The sequence below is a fragment of the Spirochaetota bacterium genome (assembly GCA_035477215.1).
Classification (GTDB): Bacteria; Spirochaetota; UBA4802; order UBA4802; family UBA5368; genus MVZN01.
Map to the genome: position 1 here is coordinate 32,824 of DATIKU010000040.1, position 16,692 is coordinate 49,515.

The following is a 16,692-nucleotide window of genomic DNA, read 5'->3' on the forward strand; positions in this document are numbered from 1 at the left end:
TGGCGCACACTGAATCCGATGAGCGGAGATACGGGACATCCAATAAGCGGGCGCTTCGTTCCGATTGCGGGGGGCATGGTCGCGCTGGCGGTCACTCTTTTTTCAGCGCACACCACCCGCGCCATGAGCCTCGCCGCGCTTGAAGCCTTCGCGATCGCAAACAGCCCGCGCATAAAGGCCATGGAGGGCGAGGTCGCCATGGCGCAGAAGCGTCTTAAGCCCTCCGGCGCGTTTGACGACCCGCGCCTGAAATTCGGCGCGAACAACCTTCCGGCCTCGGACCCGAATTTCCGCGACTCGGACATGACAACAAAAGAGATCGGCGTATCGCAGATGGTTCAGCTCGGAGGAAAGCTTTCCGCGCGCGAGGCCATCGCCCTGAGCGAATACCGACAGGCGCGCGAACGGCTTCGCGGGGAAAAGATCGGGCTTATCACCGCCATCCGGGCGGCCTCGTACGAGCTCGCCTTCGTCCGGGAATCGGTCGCGATCGCGAACGACATTAAAACGCAGATCAGGCTGGTCATCGACGGCGAAATCGCCGCGAGCAAGGCGGGCACCGGAAGCCTCACCGGCGTCATAAAGGCGAACCTCGAACACTCGATGATCGAGGAGGATATCATTACGCTCGCACAAAAAGAGGCGGAAATCGTGCATACAATCCGCTACCTCGCCGGCGGCAAGGTGCTGCCCGACACCACAGGATTGCTGTCGGAAGGCTTTGCGCGCCTGGATCGTGAGGCGGTGGAAGCGGAAATTCTCGCGTCGAACCACGATCTGGCAATCCTGCGCCTCGAGCATGCCAGGGCTACCGACGAGGTGCGCCTTAGCGAACGGGGACTTGTTCCCGACCTGGAGCTCGGCCTCTCGTATATGCAGCGCGACAGCGGGCCAATGGGAAAGCGCGACGACATGGTTTCCGGCATGGCTTCGTTCAACCTGCCCCTGTATTTCGCATCGAAGAACGTCCCGATGATCGACGAAGCAAAGCTCCGCCGTGAGACCGTTCAGCGCCTGTACGATGACCGGCGAAACGAAACGACGTCGAAGGCGCTCACCCTCGTCGACTCGCTCGCACGATGGGAAGCGCTTCATCGGCTCTACACCACGCAGATCATACCGCAGAGCGCCCTGGCCTTCGAGGCGGCGCTTGCGCGCTACCGCACCGGCGCGGTGGAGTTCATGCCCCTGGTCGACACCCTACGCATGCTGCTTCGCTACCGCAGGGAGGCGTTTATGGCCAAGAAGGAATACCTCACCGAGCTCGCCGAGCTCAAAGCGCTCACCGGAGAGGAGGTCGCCCAATGAAACGGTCGCGCATACTCATACTCACGACGGTCCTCATCGCCGCGGGCGTCTTCGGTTACCTGTATTTCGGCACGCACCTCTTCCACAACCATGCTCCGGCGGACCCGACACAGTACACCTGCCCCATGCACCCGCAGATCGTCAGCGACCGGCCCGGCGACTGTCCCATCTGCGGCATGAAGCTGGTGCCCCTGAAGAAAGAGGATAAAACCGCCACGCCGGAAAAGGGCGCTCACGCCGGACACGATACCGGCGACGTCCCCGGCCTTGCGCCCATCACGCTTTCTTCAGCGTCACGCGAAACGCTGGGGCTCACGTTCGGCAAGGCCGAGCGCCGCGCCATACGCAGGGAAATCCGCGCCTCGGCGCGCATTGTCCCCGACGAAACGCGCCTCCACCGGGTGACCGTCAAGGTGAGCGGCTGGGTCGAGAAGCTCAACGTCAACCAGACGGGCCAGTTTGTGCGGCGCGGCGATCCGCTGCTTTCAATTTACAGCCCGGAGATCCTCGCCGCCCAGCAGGAGTACCTTTCCACCCTGCGGGCCGTCGAGCGGAGCCGGTCGATGGAGAATGAAAACTTCAAATCGAGCATCGAGGAGGTCAAAAACTCCTCACGCGATCGCTTGCGCCTGCTCGATTTCACCGAAGCGCAGATATCCCGTCTCGAGAATGAGCGAAAATACGAGCGCACCATCGTTCTCCACTCTCCCGCCACCGGCTTCGTAGTCGACAAAGCGGTGCTTCCGGGACAGAAAATCATGATGAACGAACCGCTCATGACCATCGCCGATCTCACCACGGTGTGGGGCGAGGCCGAGGTATTCGAGTCCGACCTGCCTTATATAAAGATGGGGATGCCGGTCGAGATCGGGCTCCCGTACTGGCCGGGCAAGGTCTTTCGCGGCCGCGTCGGCTTCATCTATCCGTCGCTCTCCGAGGAGACGCGCACGCTGAAGGTGCGCATGGACATCGCCAACCCCGGCCTGGTGCTCAAAACCGGCATGTACGCCGACGCGCGCATGCTCTACAGCCCCGGCAGGCGACTTGCCGTGCCCGGGGGCGCGGTGATGCGCACCGGCGTGCGCGATTACGTTTTCGTCGACGCCGGCAACGACCGGATCGTCCCGCGCGAGGTGTCGCTCGGCATTCACGGCAGTGACGGCTATTACGAAATTGTACGGGGGCTTTCGGGCGGTGAGCGCGTGGTGACCTCGGCGAACTTCCTGGTCGATTCGGAGTCGTCGCTGCGGGCGGCCTTCCAGTCAGTGCAGGATAAGGGCGGCCCAAAAGACAAGCTTCCCGGTGAGCACGCACATTGATCAAAAAGCTCATACATTTCTCGGCGCACAACCGGCTGCTCGTCATCTTCGTCGTTGCCGCGGCGATCGTCTATTCGGTCTACGCCATGAAGAACATTCCGCTCGACGCCATCCCGGACCTCAGCGACACGCAGGTGATCATCTACTCGCGCTGGGACCGCAGCCCCGACATCATCGAAGACCAGGTGACCTACCCAATCATCTCCTCGCTCCTGGGTGCGCCGGAGGTCAAGACCATCCGCGGCTTTTCGGACTTCGGCTTCTCGTACGTCTACGTCATCTTCGAGGACGGCACCGACCTCTACTGGGCGCGAAGCCGCGTCATCGAGTACCTCTCGAAGATACAGGGTTCGCTCCCGCCGGGCGTAAAGACCGAGATGGGCCCCGACGCCACCGGAGTCGGGTGGGTGTACCAGTACGCGCTTGTGGATAAAACCGGCGCCCACGACCTCTCGAAGATCCGCGCCTATCAGGACTGGTACCTGCGCCCGGCGCTGCAGAGCGTGCAGGGCGTCGCCGAGGTCGCCACGATCGGCGGCTTCGAGAAGCAGTACCAGGTGATCGTCGACCCCAACCGGCTGCAGAGCTTCGGCGTCTCGCTCATGGACGTGATGGAGGCCATCAGGAACAACAACAACGAGGCGGGCGGGCGGCTCGTCGAGTTCAGCGGGCGCGAGTTCATGGTGCGCGCCCGGGGCTACATAAAGAGTACGGACGAGCTCTCGCGCGTCGCCGTGAAGACGGGGCCTGGCGCCACTCCGGTGCTTCTGGGTAGCGTGGCCACGGTGACGACCGGGCCGCAGCTGCGTCGCGGGGTGGCCGACTTCAACGGCATGGGCGACACTGTCGGCGGCATCGTCGTTATCCGCCATAAAGAAAACGCGCTCAACGTCATCGAGCGCGTCAAAAAAAAGATCGAGGAGACGAAACCCTCCTTCCCCGAAGGCTTGGAGCTTGTCACCGTGTACGACCGTTCGGAGCTAATCCTGCGCTCGATCGACACGCTCAAACATGAACTCATTCTGATGATGATCATCGTGTCGCTGGCCATCCTCCTTTTTCTCTGGCACATACCGTCGGCGCTGGTGCCCATCATCACGATACCCGTGGCGGTGGTGCTCGCCTTCATTCCCATGTATCACGCGAACATCACTTCGAACATCATGAGCCTCTCGGGCATCGCCATCTCCATCGGGGTGCTCGTCGACGGCGCGATCATCGAGGTCGAGAACGCGTACAAGAAGATCGAGCTGTGGATCGAAAACGGGCGGAAAGGCGACTTCCACGAAGTGCGCCTCGAGGCGCTCATGGAGGTCGGGCCCTCGGTGTTTTTCTCGCTCCTGGTGATAGCGGTTTCGTTTCTTCCCATATTCACCCTGGTCGACCAGGAGGGAAGGCTCTTCACGCCGCTCGCCTGGACCAAGACGCTTACCATAGCGCTCGCGGCGCTCCTGGTGGTGACGCTCGACCCGGCGGTGCGCATGCTCTTCTCGCGCGTTGACCCGTTCAAATTCCGCTCGCGCCGCCTCTCCGGGGCGGTGAACGCCGTATTCGTCGGGACCTATTATCCCGAAGAAAAACATCCCGTCAGCAAAATACTTTTCCGCCTCTACGAAGGGCCCTGCCGCTGGGTGCTCGCACATCCGCTGAAGACCATCGGCGCGGCCTTCCTGATGCTGGCCGTTTCCATTCCGGTCTATTTTAAACTCGGATCGGAGTTCATGCCCCCGCTCAACGAGGGCACGATCCTTTACATGCCCACCACGCTTCCCGGCATCTCGGTCACCGAGACCTACCGCCTGCTCGTAACGCAGGACCGGCTGCTGGCCGCCTTCCCCGAGGTGCAAAGCGTATACGGCAAGGCCGGACGCGCCGAGACCTCGACCGACCCGGCACCCTTCTCGATGATGGAGACGACCGTGGTGCTGAAGCCGCGGGACCAGTGGCGCGAGAAAAAACGCTGGTATTCGTCGTGGGCGCCCGCGCCGCTCAAGGCCCTGCTCAGGCCGGTCTGGCACGACCGCATCTCGTACGAGGAGCTCATCGCCGAGATGGACACGACGCTCCGCATACCGGGAGTCTCCAACGCCTGGACCATGCCCATCAAGGGACGCATCGACATGCTCACCACGGGCGTTCGCACGCCCATCGGCGTAAAGGTGTTCGGGCCCGATCTCAACGAAATCCAGCGGATCGGCGAGGCGATCGAGAACCGACTGCTCAACCTGCGCGGCACACGCAGCGTCTTTGCCGAGCGTGTGGGAGGCGGCTATTACCTCGACATCGAACCGAAACGCGAGGCGCTCGCGCGCTACGGCCTCTCAATCGCCGACGTTCAGGACGTGGTGATGAACGGAATCGGCGGCGACACCATTTCGGTCGCGATCGAGGGGCGCGAGCGCTATTCCATCAACCTGCGCTACCCGCGCGAGCTCAGGAGCGACCTCGAGGGCATGGGCCGCGTTCTCGTAACGACGAAAGGGGGCGTGCACGTGCCGCTTCGGGAGCTCGCCGAGCTCAGGCTGAGCTACGGCCCGTCGATGATACGCAACGAAAACGGCATGCTCGCCGGTTACGTGTACGTGGACGTGGCCGGGCGCGATATCGGCTCGTACGTGGACGAGGCCAGGAAAATCGTATCAGACTCGGTGAAACTTCCCACCGGCTACTCGCTGGCGTGGAGCGGGCAGTACGAAAACATGCAGCGGGTTCGCGAACGGCTTATGGTCATCATCCCCATCACGCTCTTTCTCATATTACTGCTCCTCTACCTCAACACGCGCTCGATGGTGAAGACCGGCCTCGTCATGCTCGCCGTCCCGTTTTCTGTAATCGGTGCCGTGTGGCTGATGTACTTTCTCGGCTATAATATCTCCATCGCCGCATGGGTGGGCATTATCGCGCTCATGGGGCTCGACGCCGAGACCGGCGTCTTCATGCTGCTTTTCCTGGATCTCTCGTACAAAGACGCGAAACAGGCCGGGAGGCTTCGCACGCGCGCCGAACTCGAGGAGGCGATCATCCACGGCGCGGTCAAGCGCATCCGCCCGAAGATCATGACTGTCGGCTCGGCCATGGTGGGCCTCATGCCGATCATGTGGTCCATGGGCACCGGCTCCGACGTGATGAAGCGCATCGCCGCGCCGATGGTGGGGGGACTCGCCACGTCGTTTCTGCTTGAACTGCTCGTCTATCCGGCGGTGTATCTGCTGTGGAGGAAACGACAGTTGCGGCTGTAGCGGCGTTCGAGACCGGCAGTAACGGCACGGCCGGGATTACCCCCCGGTCATTGAACACGTGTGGTATCGTTAAATCAATTCCTGATTGATTCTTCCACTCCGCCCCCTGATATTTATTCCCGGCACCGGCGTACGCCTCGTGCGCCCTGTCACCATCACCGACAGTATCTCGAGGGAGGGATCAACATGAGAACATTGCCTGTTATCTTCCTGTGCTTTTTCACAATTGCCGTCGCAGCCTGCGGCGGGAAGCCCGCACCGCCGAAAGGCGAAAAGTGGGGCGCATATCGTACGGCCATACTCGAGAAGCATGCCGTCGATATCGATAACTTCAGGGACCAGCTTCCCGGCGGGCTCGCCGACGGGCAGGACATCACGAAGTACGATCTCGACCAGCTCCTCCTGGGCATAAAAATCGAGATGGAACACACCTCGGAGAAGCTTAAGGCGCTCGAGATCGCGACCGACCACCTCGAGGAAATACCCGACTACTACACGCGCCTGGAGGAGATGGAAGAGCAGTACGAGCGCGAAGTTAAGGCCGCGAAGAAATAATGCCGAGTCGAACAGACCGATGATGTATTCCATCTGTCGCACGTACAGGCTCGCGCCTCCGATCAAAGTGCTGGTGCCGCAGTACCTGCGCATGAAGGGCCGGGCCGATTGAACGAACCCACAAACAGGAGGACCGTCCGCCATGTTCCAGTCACTGCGCGATCTCGAGGCGACCCTTGGCGAGTTCGAACGCGCCATAGGGCAGAAACGCGTTGAGCCCGACGACATCTTTATCCGGCTCAACAAGTACGTTCGCGCCGTATTTTCATCCGGTGTAAAATCCAATAAAGGCGACGCGCTCACCGTACCGCTCGACGCCGCGTTCAATATCGCAATCCGGCTATTCAGGATGATCGACGCCGGCGGGGAAGGCCTCGACGACAGAATGGCCGAAGAGTTCGAGAATATCCGAGCGAAGAATCTTGTATCCTAATGAGGGTGCATATGTTGACCAGAGAACACATCATTGAAGAAGCGCATCGCCTCGGATTCGTCGACATCGGATTTACGACCGCCGAACCCTTCGACAGCCATCTCGAATGCCTCGAGAAAAACCGCGAGGCCTACGAATGGGCGCCGAAGCTCGGACTGGATCTTTTCAAAGGCACCGATCCGCGCACGGGAATGCCGGAGGCGAAAAGCATTATTGTTCTCATTGAGGCCTATTATCGCGAGTCGTTTCCATCCTCGCTCGAGGGCCATTTCGGACGCTGTTATCTCGACGACGACCGCGTCACCAGGGACGGCCTCACCGTGCGCATGAAGGCCTTTCGCTCGTTTCTGAAAGAGAACGGCGTGGCCTCCAAAGCGCCCTTCGATATACCGCACCGCATGGCCGCCGCGCGCGCGGGGACCGGCACGTTCGGAAAAAACTGCCTGCTCTACTCGAACAAAGCCGTGCGCGGAAGTTCGTGGATACTCCCGCTTGCCTTCCTGGTCGATCGCGAGTTCTCCCCTGACAGGCCCACTGTCGGCATCGACTGCCCCTCCTGGTGCAGGAACGCGTGCATCGCCGCCTGTCCCACCCGCGCGCTCAAGGGCGACGGCACCATCGACCCGCGACGCTGTATCTCCTACCTCAGCTACTTCGGGGACGGCATCACGCCCGTCGAACTTCGGGAACCCATGGGGATGTACATCTACGGCTGCGACCGCTGTCAGAACGTCTGCCCGCGGAATGCCGCCTGGTCCGCACAGGAGCTTCCGCCCAACCCGCGCGTGGCGGCGAAATCGAAGGACTTCGACCTCGTCGCGCTGCTGCACATGGACCGCGCGCACTTCGAACGGCGGATATGGCCGCACATGTTTTACATGTCCGCCGACGATCTCTGGCGGTGGAAGATGAACGTCGCGCGCGTCATGGGAAACAGCGGCGACACGCGCTACACGACGGAACTGGCGCGGGCCTTCGGCGAAACCGGCGACTTGCGCGTGCGGGGAATGATCGCCTGGGCGCTCGGCAGAATCGGCGGCGGCGAAGCGCGCGCCGCGCTCGAACGTCTGCACCCGGCGGAGGACGGACCGGTGCGAGCGGAATTCGTCGCGGCGCTTGGAGCAATTCGGTAAAATTGCCGACGGGAGCGTATCCACCCGCCGCCAACAGGCCCGGGATGCCGGCAATGGCGCGCGGTCAATAGATGACGATTACGCCCCTTTTCATGAGGTTCTCCACCGTGCGCATGTCGGCAAGGGGATTCCCCAGAACGTTAACGTAAACCAGTCCCTCCATCTTCTCGAGGACGGAGATGTCCTCGATCCGGTTGAAGGAGATATCGAGCTCGCGCAGGTTCGCGAGCTCGGCCAGGCACTCGATATTCTCGATCTCATTGTCGGAGAGGAAGAGGGACGAGAGGCGGCGAAGGAGCGCGAGCGGTCCGATTCCCCGCAGGTTGTTTCCCGAGAGATTCAGCACGCTGATATTCACGCAGTATTCGATACCGGCGAGGTCGGCTATCTCGAAATCGGAGAGGTCGAGTTCGCCCTCGAGTCCGGCGAGGTCGTTGCCGTCCACCCTGAAGTCGAGGTTCCCGAACAAAAGCCCGTTCACCGCGTCGATGAAACCGTAGCCCTCGGAGTTCTCCGCCTCATCGAGTTCTTCCTCGTACTCGTAACCGGCCGGCGCATCCTCGTCGCATTCCGACTTCTCGGTATACCCGAAGTCGTCGCTCTCGAAGGAAAACTCCTCCTCGTACTCGAAATCGTCGAAACGATCGATACGTGCCGGACGGACTTCCGACAGGTAAATCTCACGCATCAGGACAAGTCCGTCGAGATTCCCCGCGGCGCGCAGCGATTCCATCTCGCGCCGCACCATGGCGATCTTGTCTGGATGATACCGCTGAATCACGGCGGCAAAAAGCCTTCCGGCATCCAGACCTCCATCCCCGATATTGATGAGCGCGGCATACCTGCGCAACCCGTCCAGGTCTTTACGCTTGTATCTGTCGATGATGTCCACGCTGAGCTCTTTCAGCAGCTCGCGGGTCACCCCTCCGGCAAGCTCACCATACAGATCTTCGATCCGTACATCCATCGCCCGCTCTCGCATGGTGCGGGTGCATCGTCGAGCATTATTTTTATTTAATTCGCACGCATCCCTTTGATCCGCGACCGATTAACGGTAAAATGCTTGACGCGGCGCCACAATCGATTTTGTTGATACATAATTCGTAGAATTACCGAGATATTCAATCACATGGGATTTCGTCGCTTTAATGCCGGTAGAGCCTGAAAGCTCCTGCCGTCGCATCCGTGCTGTAAACGCGCGATCCCCGATTGGCATCACCAACACACCATGCAATAAAAGGGAGAGAGTATGGCAAGGGAAAACGGCAGCAAGACGGTGAAGAAGGACGCGATCAAGGCAAAGGTTAAATACCCCGAGAAGTACACCGCGCAGGCAATCGTAAACTACATATCGGAAAAGCACGACATCCCCCGCGCGCGCGCGAAAGAGGTCGTCGAGGACGTATTCGACGTTATCAACGCCGGCGTGATGAAGGGAGAGCGGGTACCGGTCGGGAAGATCGGGAAAATGTACGTAAAGGTCCGTCCGGCCACCAAGTCGCGAATGGGAAGGAACCCCATCACGGGCGAGGAGATCAGGATCGCCGCGAAGAAGGCGACGAAGGTTCCCAAATTCACGTTCGGCAAGGGCTACAAGGAACTCGCCCTCAAGGCTACCGTAAAAAAATAGCGTAAGGCCGCGCCCGGTCGCGGCTTTTTCGTTCCTATCGCGAAAGCTCGAACATGCGCCGCAGGCATCCGAGCGACTTTTCGCGCACATCGGCACTCACGGTCACCACCGGGCTCTCGTTCGCGAGGGCCGCGCGGACCTTCTCCAGCGTGGTCTTTTTCATGTTGGGGCAGACAAGCGCCTCCGAGGCGAGTATGTATTCCCTCTCCGGCGCGACGCTTCGCAGCTTGTGGATCATCCCCTCCTCGGTGCCGACGATGATCTTCGCGCGGTCGGTTTCCCTCACGAACTTCACCATCTGACCCGTGGAGAACACCTCGTCGGCCATGTCGATCACTTCCGGCCTGCACTCCGGGTGCACCATGACGAGCGCGTCGGGGTGCGCGCGCTTCGCTTCGGCGAGGTCTTCGGCGCTGAATCGCTCGTGGATGGGACAGAAACCATTCCACTGGATTATCTCCTTGTCGGTGAAGCGCTGCACCCATCGGCCCAGGTTGCGGTCGGGAACGAAGATGACGCGCCGTGCGTCGACGCGCTGTACGATCTTCACCGCGTTCGCCGACGTGCAGCAGACGTCCGAGAGGGCCTTTACCTCGGCGGAAGAGTTGATGTAGGTCACCACCATCGCGTCCGGGTGGCGCTCGCGCATGGCGACGAGGTCTTCCGGGCCAGCCATGTCGGCCATGGGGCAGCCCGCGGTCGGGTCGGGGATCAGCACCTTCTTTTCGGGAGAGAGTATCGCCGCGGACTCGGCCATGAAGTGCACGCCGCAGAACACGATTATCTCCGCCGCGTTGTCGGCCGCGATGCGCGCGAGCTCCAGCGAATCGCCGGTGTGGTCCGCCACCGCCTGCACCTCCGCGCGCTGGTAGTTGTGCGCGAGGATGAGCGCGTTTTTCTCGCCGGCGAGCCTGCGTATTTCAGCGGCAAGCGTTTCGGTTTTTTCGACCGTCATCACCATTTCTTCCACTTCCAGAAAGAATAGACCACGATCATCGAGAGGAGCGCAAGTCCTATCACCAGATAAAAGGCGTCATGAAGGCCCGACATGGGTATGCGCACGTTCATGGAGAACGCGCTCACCACGAAAGTCGGCACCATGATGGCTATGGTGATGATGTTCAGGGTATTCATGAGCACGTTGAGGTTGTTGCTCACGATCGAAACGCGCGCGTCCATCATGCTGGCGAGAATATTGGAGTATATCTCCGCCTGCCGGTAGCACTGGGTGTTCTCGATGCCGATGTCGTCGAGGAGTTCGCGGTTTTCGGTGCTGAGTGTGAGCTTTTCCGCGTGATTGCGTATGCGGTCGATGACGACCGCGTTCGAGTTGATGGCATTAAGATAGTACACAAGGCTCTTTTCGAGGCTGAAGAGGTTGAGGAGGTACTTGTTCTCGAGCGAGGCGTTGATTTTCTGCTCGAGCGACTCGGAAACCATGTTGATCGCCTTGAGGTGGTCCAGGTAATGGAAGATCGTGCGGTACAGGATCTTGAGCAACACGTCGTGGAGCGATCTCACATTGTTGAACACCTTCCCGCTGAAAAGCTGGATGTCGTCCGGAATCACGATAACCAGGCGCTCCTTGAAAAGGAAGAGCCCCATGGAGTTCACCTTGAACAGGAACTCGTCCTCGGTCGAATAGTTTTTCGGCTTCTTGAAAATGACGGCCAGATGCTCCGGCTCGAACTCCAGCCGCGAGAGCTCGTCGGGGTCGAGCGCGGAGTTCAGGGTGTGTTCGTCGAGGAGAAGGTCGCTCACGAGAAAGCGTTTTTCGTCCTCGGTGGGATTGACGTATACAAGAACCGACCCTTGCCCCGGTTCACAGGGAGCGACCCTGGAGGTGCTTATGGAATACTCTTTCAGCATGGCATGTTCCTCATTCCGCAAGGGGACGATCACAAATCGCCCGGCACTCCCTTTCCGATTAAACGCCGATTCAGAGGATATGAAAATACTTATTGTTAAATTTACAATTATTATTTTAATGGAAGCGGAAATGGGGGAGAATCGAGTTTCGGGGGGATGTCATCGCGGGGAGTGCGGAGACGCGGCGATCTAAAAAAGGCGGGAAGTGTATCTAAATAGCCTGGCATTAAAAGAGATTGCCACGCCCCGATAAGGCCGGGGCTCGCAATGACAGACCATTCCCCGACATTTAATTCTCACCCATCGGAACATCGTGAAAAATCCGTTGGAGATGAGAGCGTGAAAATCGCGGTCGCAATGAGCGGCGGGGTGGATTCATCCGTCGCCGCCATCTTTTTAAAGAACATGGGCCACGATGTGGTGGGGATCACGGCCAAGATCCTCCTGTGCGCCGACATGGACGGATGCGAAAGGCGCTACGATGTCTGCTGTTCGCCCGAGTCCATGAACGCCGCGCGCGAGATCGCCCGCTCGTTCTCGTTCCCCCACGTGCTCGTCGACGTCGAGGAGGACTTCTCGCGCGAGATCATAGACCCCTTCTGCCGCGAGTACCTGGCCGGGCGCACCCCCAGCCCCTGTATCCACTGCAACGCGCGGGTCAAGTTCAGGAAACTTATCGAATTCGCCGCCTCCATCGGCTGCGAAAAACTCGCCACCGGGCACTACGCCCGCCTCGGCGTCACGGAATCGGGCCGTCATTACGTTTCCGCGGGCGTCGACGGCGACAAGGACCAGTCCTACTTCCTTTTCATGCTGGGCCAGGACATCCTGCGCAGCACCATCTTCCCCCTGGGCGATCGGCGAAAAGAGGAGATTCGCGTGATGGCCTCCGACCTCGGCCTCGCGGTGGCGGACCGGCCCGAAAGCCAGGAGATATGCTTCGTCCAGGACAACGACTACCCGCGCTACATCGAGCGGCGCACCGGTTGCATCCCGCCGCCGGGCGAGATCGTCTCCACTGACGGGAAGATTCTCGGGCGGCACAGGGGCATACACCGATACACGATCGGCCAGCGCCGGGGCCTGGGCATCGCCGCCGAGCGGCCGCTGTATGTCGTGGAGATTGACGCGGCGCGAAACGTCGTCGTCGCGGGCTTTCGCGAGGACCTCTTCAAACACGGCCTCTACGCGCGCGAAATCACGCTTATGAAAAGCGAATCGCTCGACAAAGTTCGCGCCTTCGTCAAGACGCGCTCCACACAGCAGCCGTTCGCGGCCGCACTTTCCGCCCGTGGCGACGGTATCGAAGCCCGCTTTACGGGGCCGCAGGCTGGCATCACACCAGGGCAGGCCGCTGTCTTCTACGATGAATCAGGCGATGTCCTCGGTGGCGGCTGGATCGAGTCGGCGTTGTGAAGGGGGTATAGCTGTCTTATCTACCATATCTTTATATCTCCCGGTATCGCACCATCCCAGAACGCATTGATTGCCTTGTACATGTTCCCGACGTTTGCCTCTTCCCGCTCATAAAAAAAATCCACATCCCCCGTCAGCCGCGCGTGTCCATGGTAAATGACGCTTCGCCGCCGACTATCAGGTACCGCACCTTGAATTCATGCAGAAGATGCATGAACTCCAGCGTGTCCGGAGAGAAATGGGATGATTTCATTTTTTGGGAGAGGCTGACCTGACATCAGGACATTTCTCCCCGAAATATTTCCGTTTCAAGGCGCGCGCGGCTTTTTGCCGCTCCTCAACGCTCATGGAAATTTCCTGCTCGACTTCCCACGTTGAAGCTTCCTTAAAGCTTTTAGCGATATGAACGATTCGTTTCATGATTATTGAGTATACTATCACATTAGTTTTTGTCAACCATGAATAACCGGCAGTACACTTTCCCCTCATACCCATCACCTCCTCAACCGGTAATCCAGCGCACATCCTCGCCGGCAATTCAACGATCCTCCCTCGCCGCCCTCGCACGGAAGCGGGAAGCATCACCACATTTTCTTGTTGAAATGCCGGACGGCGGATGCGACAATTCCCTGCGCCGAAACGCGCGTACAGTACAATCCATGCCGCCGGTATAGGTTCGCCCCGTGAGAGAAAAAATACAGATCGAGGATCTCCGGAAAAGCTTCGCCGATAAGGTCGTGCTCGCGGGGGTCGACCTCTCCGTGCGCGAAGGCGAGGTACTGTGCGTTATCGGCCGCAGCGGCTCGGGAAAGTCGGTCATCCTCAAGCACCTCATCGGCCTGCTCGCGCCCGACTCGGGCACCATCCATATCGACGGCCTCGAGTTCACCGGCGCAAACGAACGCGAGCGACATGCGGCCCTTGCGAAAATCGGCGTGCTCTTTCAGTGGGCGGCGCTCTTCGATTCCATGAACATATTCGACAACGTCGCCTTCGGCCTTCGCAGGCGCGGCATACCCGAGGATGAGATTTCCCGAACAGTGCCCGAGATGCTCTCGCTCGTTGGGCTTCGCGGCATCAACGAGCGCATGCCCTCGGAAATTTCTGGGGGGATGCAGAAGCGCGTGGGCCTTGCCCGGGCCGTTGCGCTCAAACCGCAGATCGTGCTCTACGACGAGCCCACAACCGGCGTGGACCCCATCACCGCCGGGGCCGTCGACCGCCTCATCCTTAAAATGCGCGACACCCTCGGCGTTACCAGCGTCGTCGTGACTCACGATATGAAATCAGCCTGGCACATCGCCGACCGTATCGCCATGCTCCTCGACGGGCGCATCGCCTTTTTGGGCACCGTGGACGAGCTCAGGGCCGCGGAGGACCCGTTTATAACGCAGTTCATCGAAGGGAGGGCCAATGGACCACGGGTTACGTAGCGTCATTATTCCGTTTCTGTGCGTGTGCGGGCTCGCCGCGGGCTGCGGCGTCCCGGCCGTAGAAAAAACGCATGCTGGCGTCAGGGAATTCGTGCATGGCATAGCGGCGCGTATCGCGCAGGCCGGGCCGTGGACGTTTGGCTGCGGCATCATGAGTAAAAAATACGACGGAGACCTCAGGCTTATAGAGTACCCGTGGCTCGCCGGCAAACGCATTTTCATCGACCCCGGCCACGGCGGCCTTGGCAAAAAAGACCTCTTCCGCATCGGGCCCGGCGGCATCACCGAGGAGGAGGTCAACCTCCGCGTCGCGCTCATCCTCGCCTCCATGCTCCGCGATGCGGGCGTCGAGATCAAACTCGCCCGCACACGCGACGCCGACATTCCGCTCAAAAAGCGCGTGGAGATGGCCGAAGATTTCGGGCCCGATTTGTTGATCTCCATTCATCATAATGGCTCGGTACGGCGGAGCGACGGCGTGAACTATCCGTGCGTGCTCGCCTGGGGAAGCGACGAGGTGAACCCCGCGAGCTTCGACTTCGCGCGGATGCTCCTCGAGCGCCTGCACGGCATCATGGATGGAAGAGGCGCGGTGCTTTCCGATTTCGCGGTGTTTCCCGAAACCGGAGCGCACATCCTCCGCGAGACGCGCTACCTATGCCCGGGCGTCATCGGCGAGGCCGGATTCTTCTCGGACGAGGCGCACGCGCGGCACCTTTCGGAGCGGCTCTACAACCGCGAGGAGGCCGAAGCATACTTCCTCGCCGTGGCCGAATACTTCAAACGCGGACTTCCCTCCGCGACGGTGAAGATATCCTCGAAGGTCGACAATTCAGGATATCAGCAAAACCTGATCGTCGACCGTTCGCCCGGCATCTACGTTTTCGCCGACAGCGGGGCTTACGGCGTGGACGTCGACGCGAAGTCATTCCGCGCGACGCTCGACGGCCTGCCGGTAAAAATCGTCCCCATTACGAAGAATATCTTCCGTGTCGAGTACGGCCCGAGCCTCCACCCAGGAAGTCACGCCCTGCGCTTTTTCTTCGAAAACGCGCGCGCGCAGAGAAGCCCCGTGTTTCTGGCATCGTTTAACGTGCTCGTCGAAAAGGGCGATTACGCGCGGCTTGTGAAGGAGGGTACGCGCCTCATCTCGTCGCATTGGACGGCGCGCGAGGGAGTGCTCATGCTCCGCGCGGCCCTCTCCATGGGGACCACCGACCCGGCGGCCGACGCGCTTTTATGGAAGCTCGCGCGCGCCTGCGAACTCATCGGGGAGCGCTCCCAGGCCTGGTACCTATACGCGCGGTTGTACTACTTCTATCCGGACAGCCCATACCGAAAAAAGCTCGCCGGAAAATTTGTGGGGCACCGCTACCCGGTGGAGTTCCTCGGGAAGAAGGTGAAGGTGGAGTTCGATCCGGCCCTTGGGTACGCCGGGAAACCGGACGCGGAAAAAGAGAAATGACAAAGAATAAACTCTACAGCGCCAGCCCCGCGGCGAGGTAGAGGAACACGCCCGTGAAGCTCGCTTCGTCATCCGTTTTAATGCTGTCGTAATCGAAATCGTTATAGCTGTCGAACACCACGTAGCGAGCCATCACCCCCGCCGTCAGCCCGACGGGACCGAGGACGTAGGTGTAGTCCGCTTTTATATGATAGCCTATGGCGAGGTCTTCCCATGTCTCCTCCTCCATATACTCCAGTGAAGACGGGAGTGGCATGTTCGATTCGAATGTATCGTTTACCTGCGAATAATAAAGCCCCGCACCAACGCCGAGGGCGAAAAAGCTCTTTTCAGTCGCTTTCTTCCGGTAATAGACCGTCAGCAGGCCCTGGAGCGAGATAAGACTCAGCGAGTACTCGAATTTATCCGGATAATTCGGGCTCGTAATTTCCGATTCGTAGGTTATCCCGTTCATTCCTCCGTCTATACCGAAACCCCATTCGCCGAAATACTTTCTTATTCCCAGTTCGAAACCGTAAGCGATAGATGGTGTGCTGGTTTTGTCGACCCTAAACCCCTGAAGCGGATAACCGGCATCAGCGTTATACTCATCGGCAAACCACCGCGCGCTGTCTTTAAGAGCATTCTCGATGTCTGAATTGCCGGTAACATAGCCCACGTTACCACCGATCATCAATTGGAAATCGGGCAGCGAGGCGAGGCTTTCTTCTTTTGTCGATCCCGTTTCGGTCTGTGCGAAAAGGGCGGCCGACAGGACACCAGGGCGGGCCATTATGGGCGAAAATTACATACGGTGGCGGGAGAAGTGAATCTAAAGGTTCCTAAGTTGAGGAAGCTGCCCTTCGAATCTGCGGTAATAGAGCGCTACAAGAGAAGGGAAATATCGGTTGAG

Annotated in this window: 14 protein-coding genes and 1 pseudogene; 11 read left to right on the plus strand and 4 right to left on the minus strand. The window is 59.8% G+C overall.

Going from position 1 to position 16,692, the window contains the following annotated elements; translation table 11 throughout:
* Positions 1-18 precede the first annotated feature (18 nt).
* From VLM75_09255 to VLM75_09280, 6 genes are all read left to right on the plus strand, one after another.
* Positions 19-1,308 (plus strand): TolC family protein, encoded by a 1,290-nt coding sequence (locus VLM75_09255; protein HSV97108.1) that lies wholly within the window; start codon positions 19-21, stop codon positions 1,306-1,308.
* Positions 1,305-2,627: an efflux RND transporter periplasmic adaptor subunit gene (locus VLM75_09260; protein ID HSV97109.1), complete on the plus strand. Its 1,323-nt coding sequence runs from the start codon at positions 1,305-1,307 to the stop codon at positions 2,625-2,627. The genes VLM75_09255 and VLM75_09260 overlap by 4 nt, the downstream gene beginning before the upstream one ends.
* Positions 2,624-5,866 (plus strand): CusA/CzcA family heavy metal efflux RND transporter, encoded by a 3,243-nt coding sequence (locus tag VLM75_09265; protein HSV97110.1) that lies wholly within the window; start codon positions 2,624-2,626, stop codon positions 5,864-5,866. Before VLM75_09260 ends, VLM75_09265 begins: the two co-directional genes overlap by 4 nt.
* A 186-nt stretch (positions 5,867-6,052) precedes the next feature.
* A complete protein-coding gene (locus VLM75_09270) occupies positions 6,053-6,421 on the plus strand; it encodes a DUF5661 family protein (protein ID HSV97111.1) in 369 nt (122 codons plus the stop codon).
* A 142-nt stretch (positions 6,422-6,563) separates the two neighbouring features.
* Positions 6,564-6,854 carry a hypothetical protein gene (locus VLM75_09275; GenBank protein ID HSV97112.1) on the plus strand — a complete coding sequence of 97 codons (291 nt, stop codon included), beginning with the start codon at positions 6,564-6,566 and terminating at the stop codon, positions 6,852-6,854.
* 11 nt (positions 6,855-6,865) lie between these two features.
* Positions 6,866-7,987: a 4Fe-4S double cluster binding domain-containing protein gene (locus VLM75_09280; GenBank protein HSV97113.1), complete on the plus strand. Its 1,122-nt coding sequence runs from the start codon at positions 6,866-6,868 to the stop codon at positions 7,985-7,987.
* Between the two features lie 64 nt (positions 7,988-8,051).
* On the opposite strand, the gene VLM75_09285 is transcribed toward VLM75_09280, so the two are convergent.
* Positions 8,052-8,954, minus strand: coding sequence for a leucine-rich repeat domain-containing protein (locus VLM75_09285; GenBank protein ID HSV97114.1), 903 nt, complete (start codon positions 8,952-8,954; stop codon positions 8,052-8,054).
* A 282-nt stretch (positions 8,955-9,236) separates the two neighbouring features.
* Here VLM75_09285 and VLM75_09290 point away from each other — a divergent pair, with 282 nt between their 5' ends.
* Positions 9,237-9,617 (plus strand): HU family DNA-binding protein, encoded by a 381-nt coding sequence (locus VLM75_09290; GenBank protein ID HSV97115.1) that lies wholly within the window; start codon positions 9,237-9,239, stop codon positions 9,615-9,617.
* A gap of 34 nt (positions 9,618-9,651) precedes the next feature.
* On the opposite strand, the gene nadA is transcribed toward VLM75_09290, so the two are convergent.
* Both nadA and VLM75_09300 read right to left on the minus strand, forming a co-directional pair.
* A complete protein-coding gene (nadA, locus tag VLM75_09295) occupies positions 9,652-10,572 on the minus strand; it encodes a quinolinate synthase NadA (GenBank protein HSV97116.1) in 921 nt (306 codons plus the stop codon).
* Positions 10,572-11,486: a magnesium transporter CorA family protein gene (locus tag VLM75_09300; protein HSV97117.1), complete on the minus strand. Its 915-nt coding sequence runs from the start codon at positions 11,484-11,486 to the stop codon at positions 10,572-10,574. Before VLM75_09300 ends, nadA begins: the two co-directional genes overlap by 1 nt.
* Positions 11,487-11,825: 339 nt before the next feature.
* Here VLM75_09300 and mnmA point away from each other — a divergent pair, with 339 nt between their 5' ends.
* The 3 genes from mnmA to VLM75_09315 all read left to right on the plus strand — a co-directional run bounded on the left by mnmA (position 11,826) and on the right by VLM75_09315 (position 15,800).
* Positions 11,826-12,902 (plus strand): tRNA 2-thiouridine(34) synthase MnmA, encoded by a 1,077-nt coding sequence (gene mnmA / locus VLM75_09305; protein HSV97118.1) that lies wholly within the window; start codon positions 11,826-11,828, stop codon positions 12,900-12,902.
* Positions 12,903-13,585: 683 nt separating this feature from the next.
* On the plus strand, positions 13,586-14,335 hold the full coding sequence (locus VLM75_09310) for an ABC transporter ATP-binding protein (protein ID HSV97119.1): 750 nt from the start codon (positions 13,586-13,588) through the stop codon (positions 14,333-14,335).
* A complete protein-coding gene (locus VLM75_09315; protein HSV97120.1) occupies positions 14,316-15,800 on the plus strand; it encodes an N-acetylmuramoyl-L-alanine amidase in 1,485 nt (494 codons plus the stop codon). Before VLM75_09310 ends, VLM75_09315 begins: the two co-directional genes overlap by 20 nt.
* A gap of 13 nt (positions 15,801-15,813) precedes the next feature.
* Here VLM75_09315 and VLM75_09320 read toward each other — a convergent pair whose 3' ends face one another.
* On the minus strand, positions 15,814-16,473 hold the full coding sequence (locus VLM75_09320; protein HSV97121.1) for a hypothetical protein: 660 nt from the start codon (positions 16,471-16,473) through the stop codon (positions 15,814-15,816).
* Positions 16,474-16,548: 75 nt separating this feature from the next.
* On the opposite strand from VLM75_09320, the pseudogene VLM75_09325 reads away from it, so the two are divergent.
* A pseudogene (locus VLM75_09325) lies at positions 16,549-16,692 on the plus strand (transposase).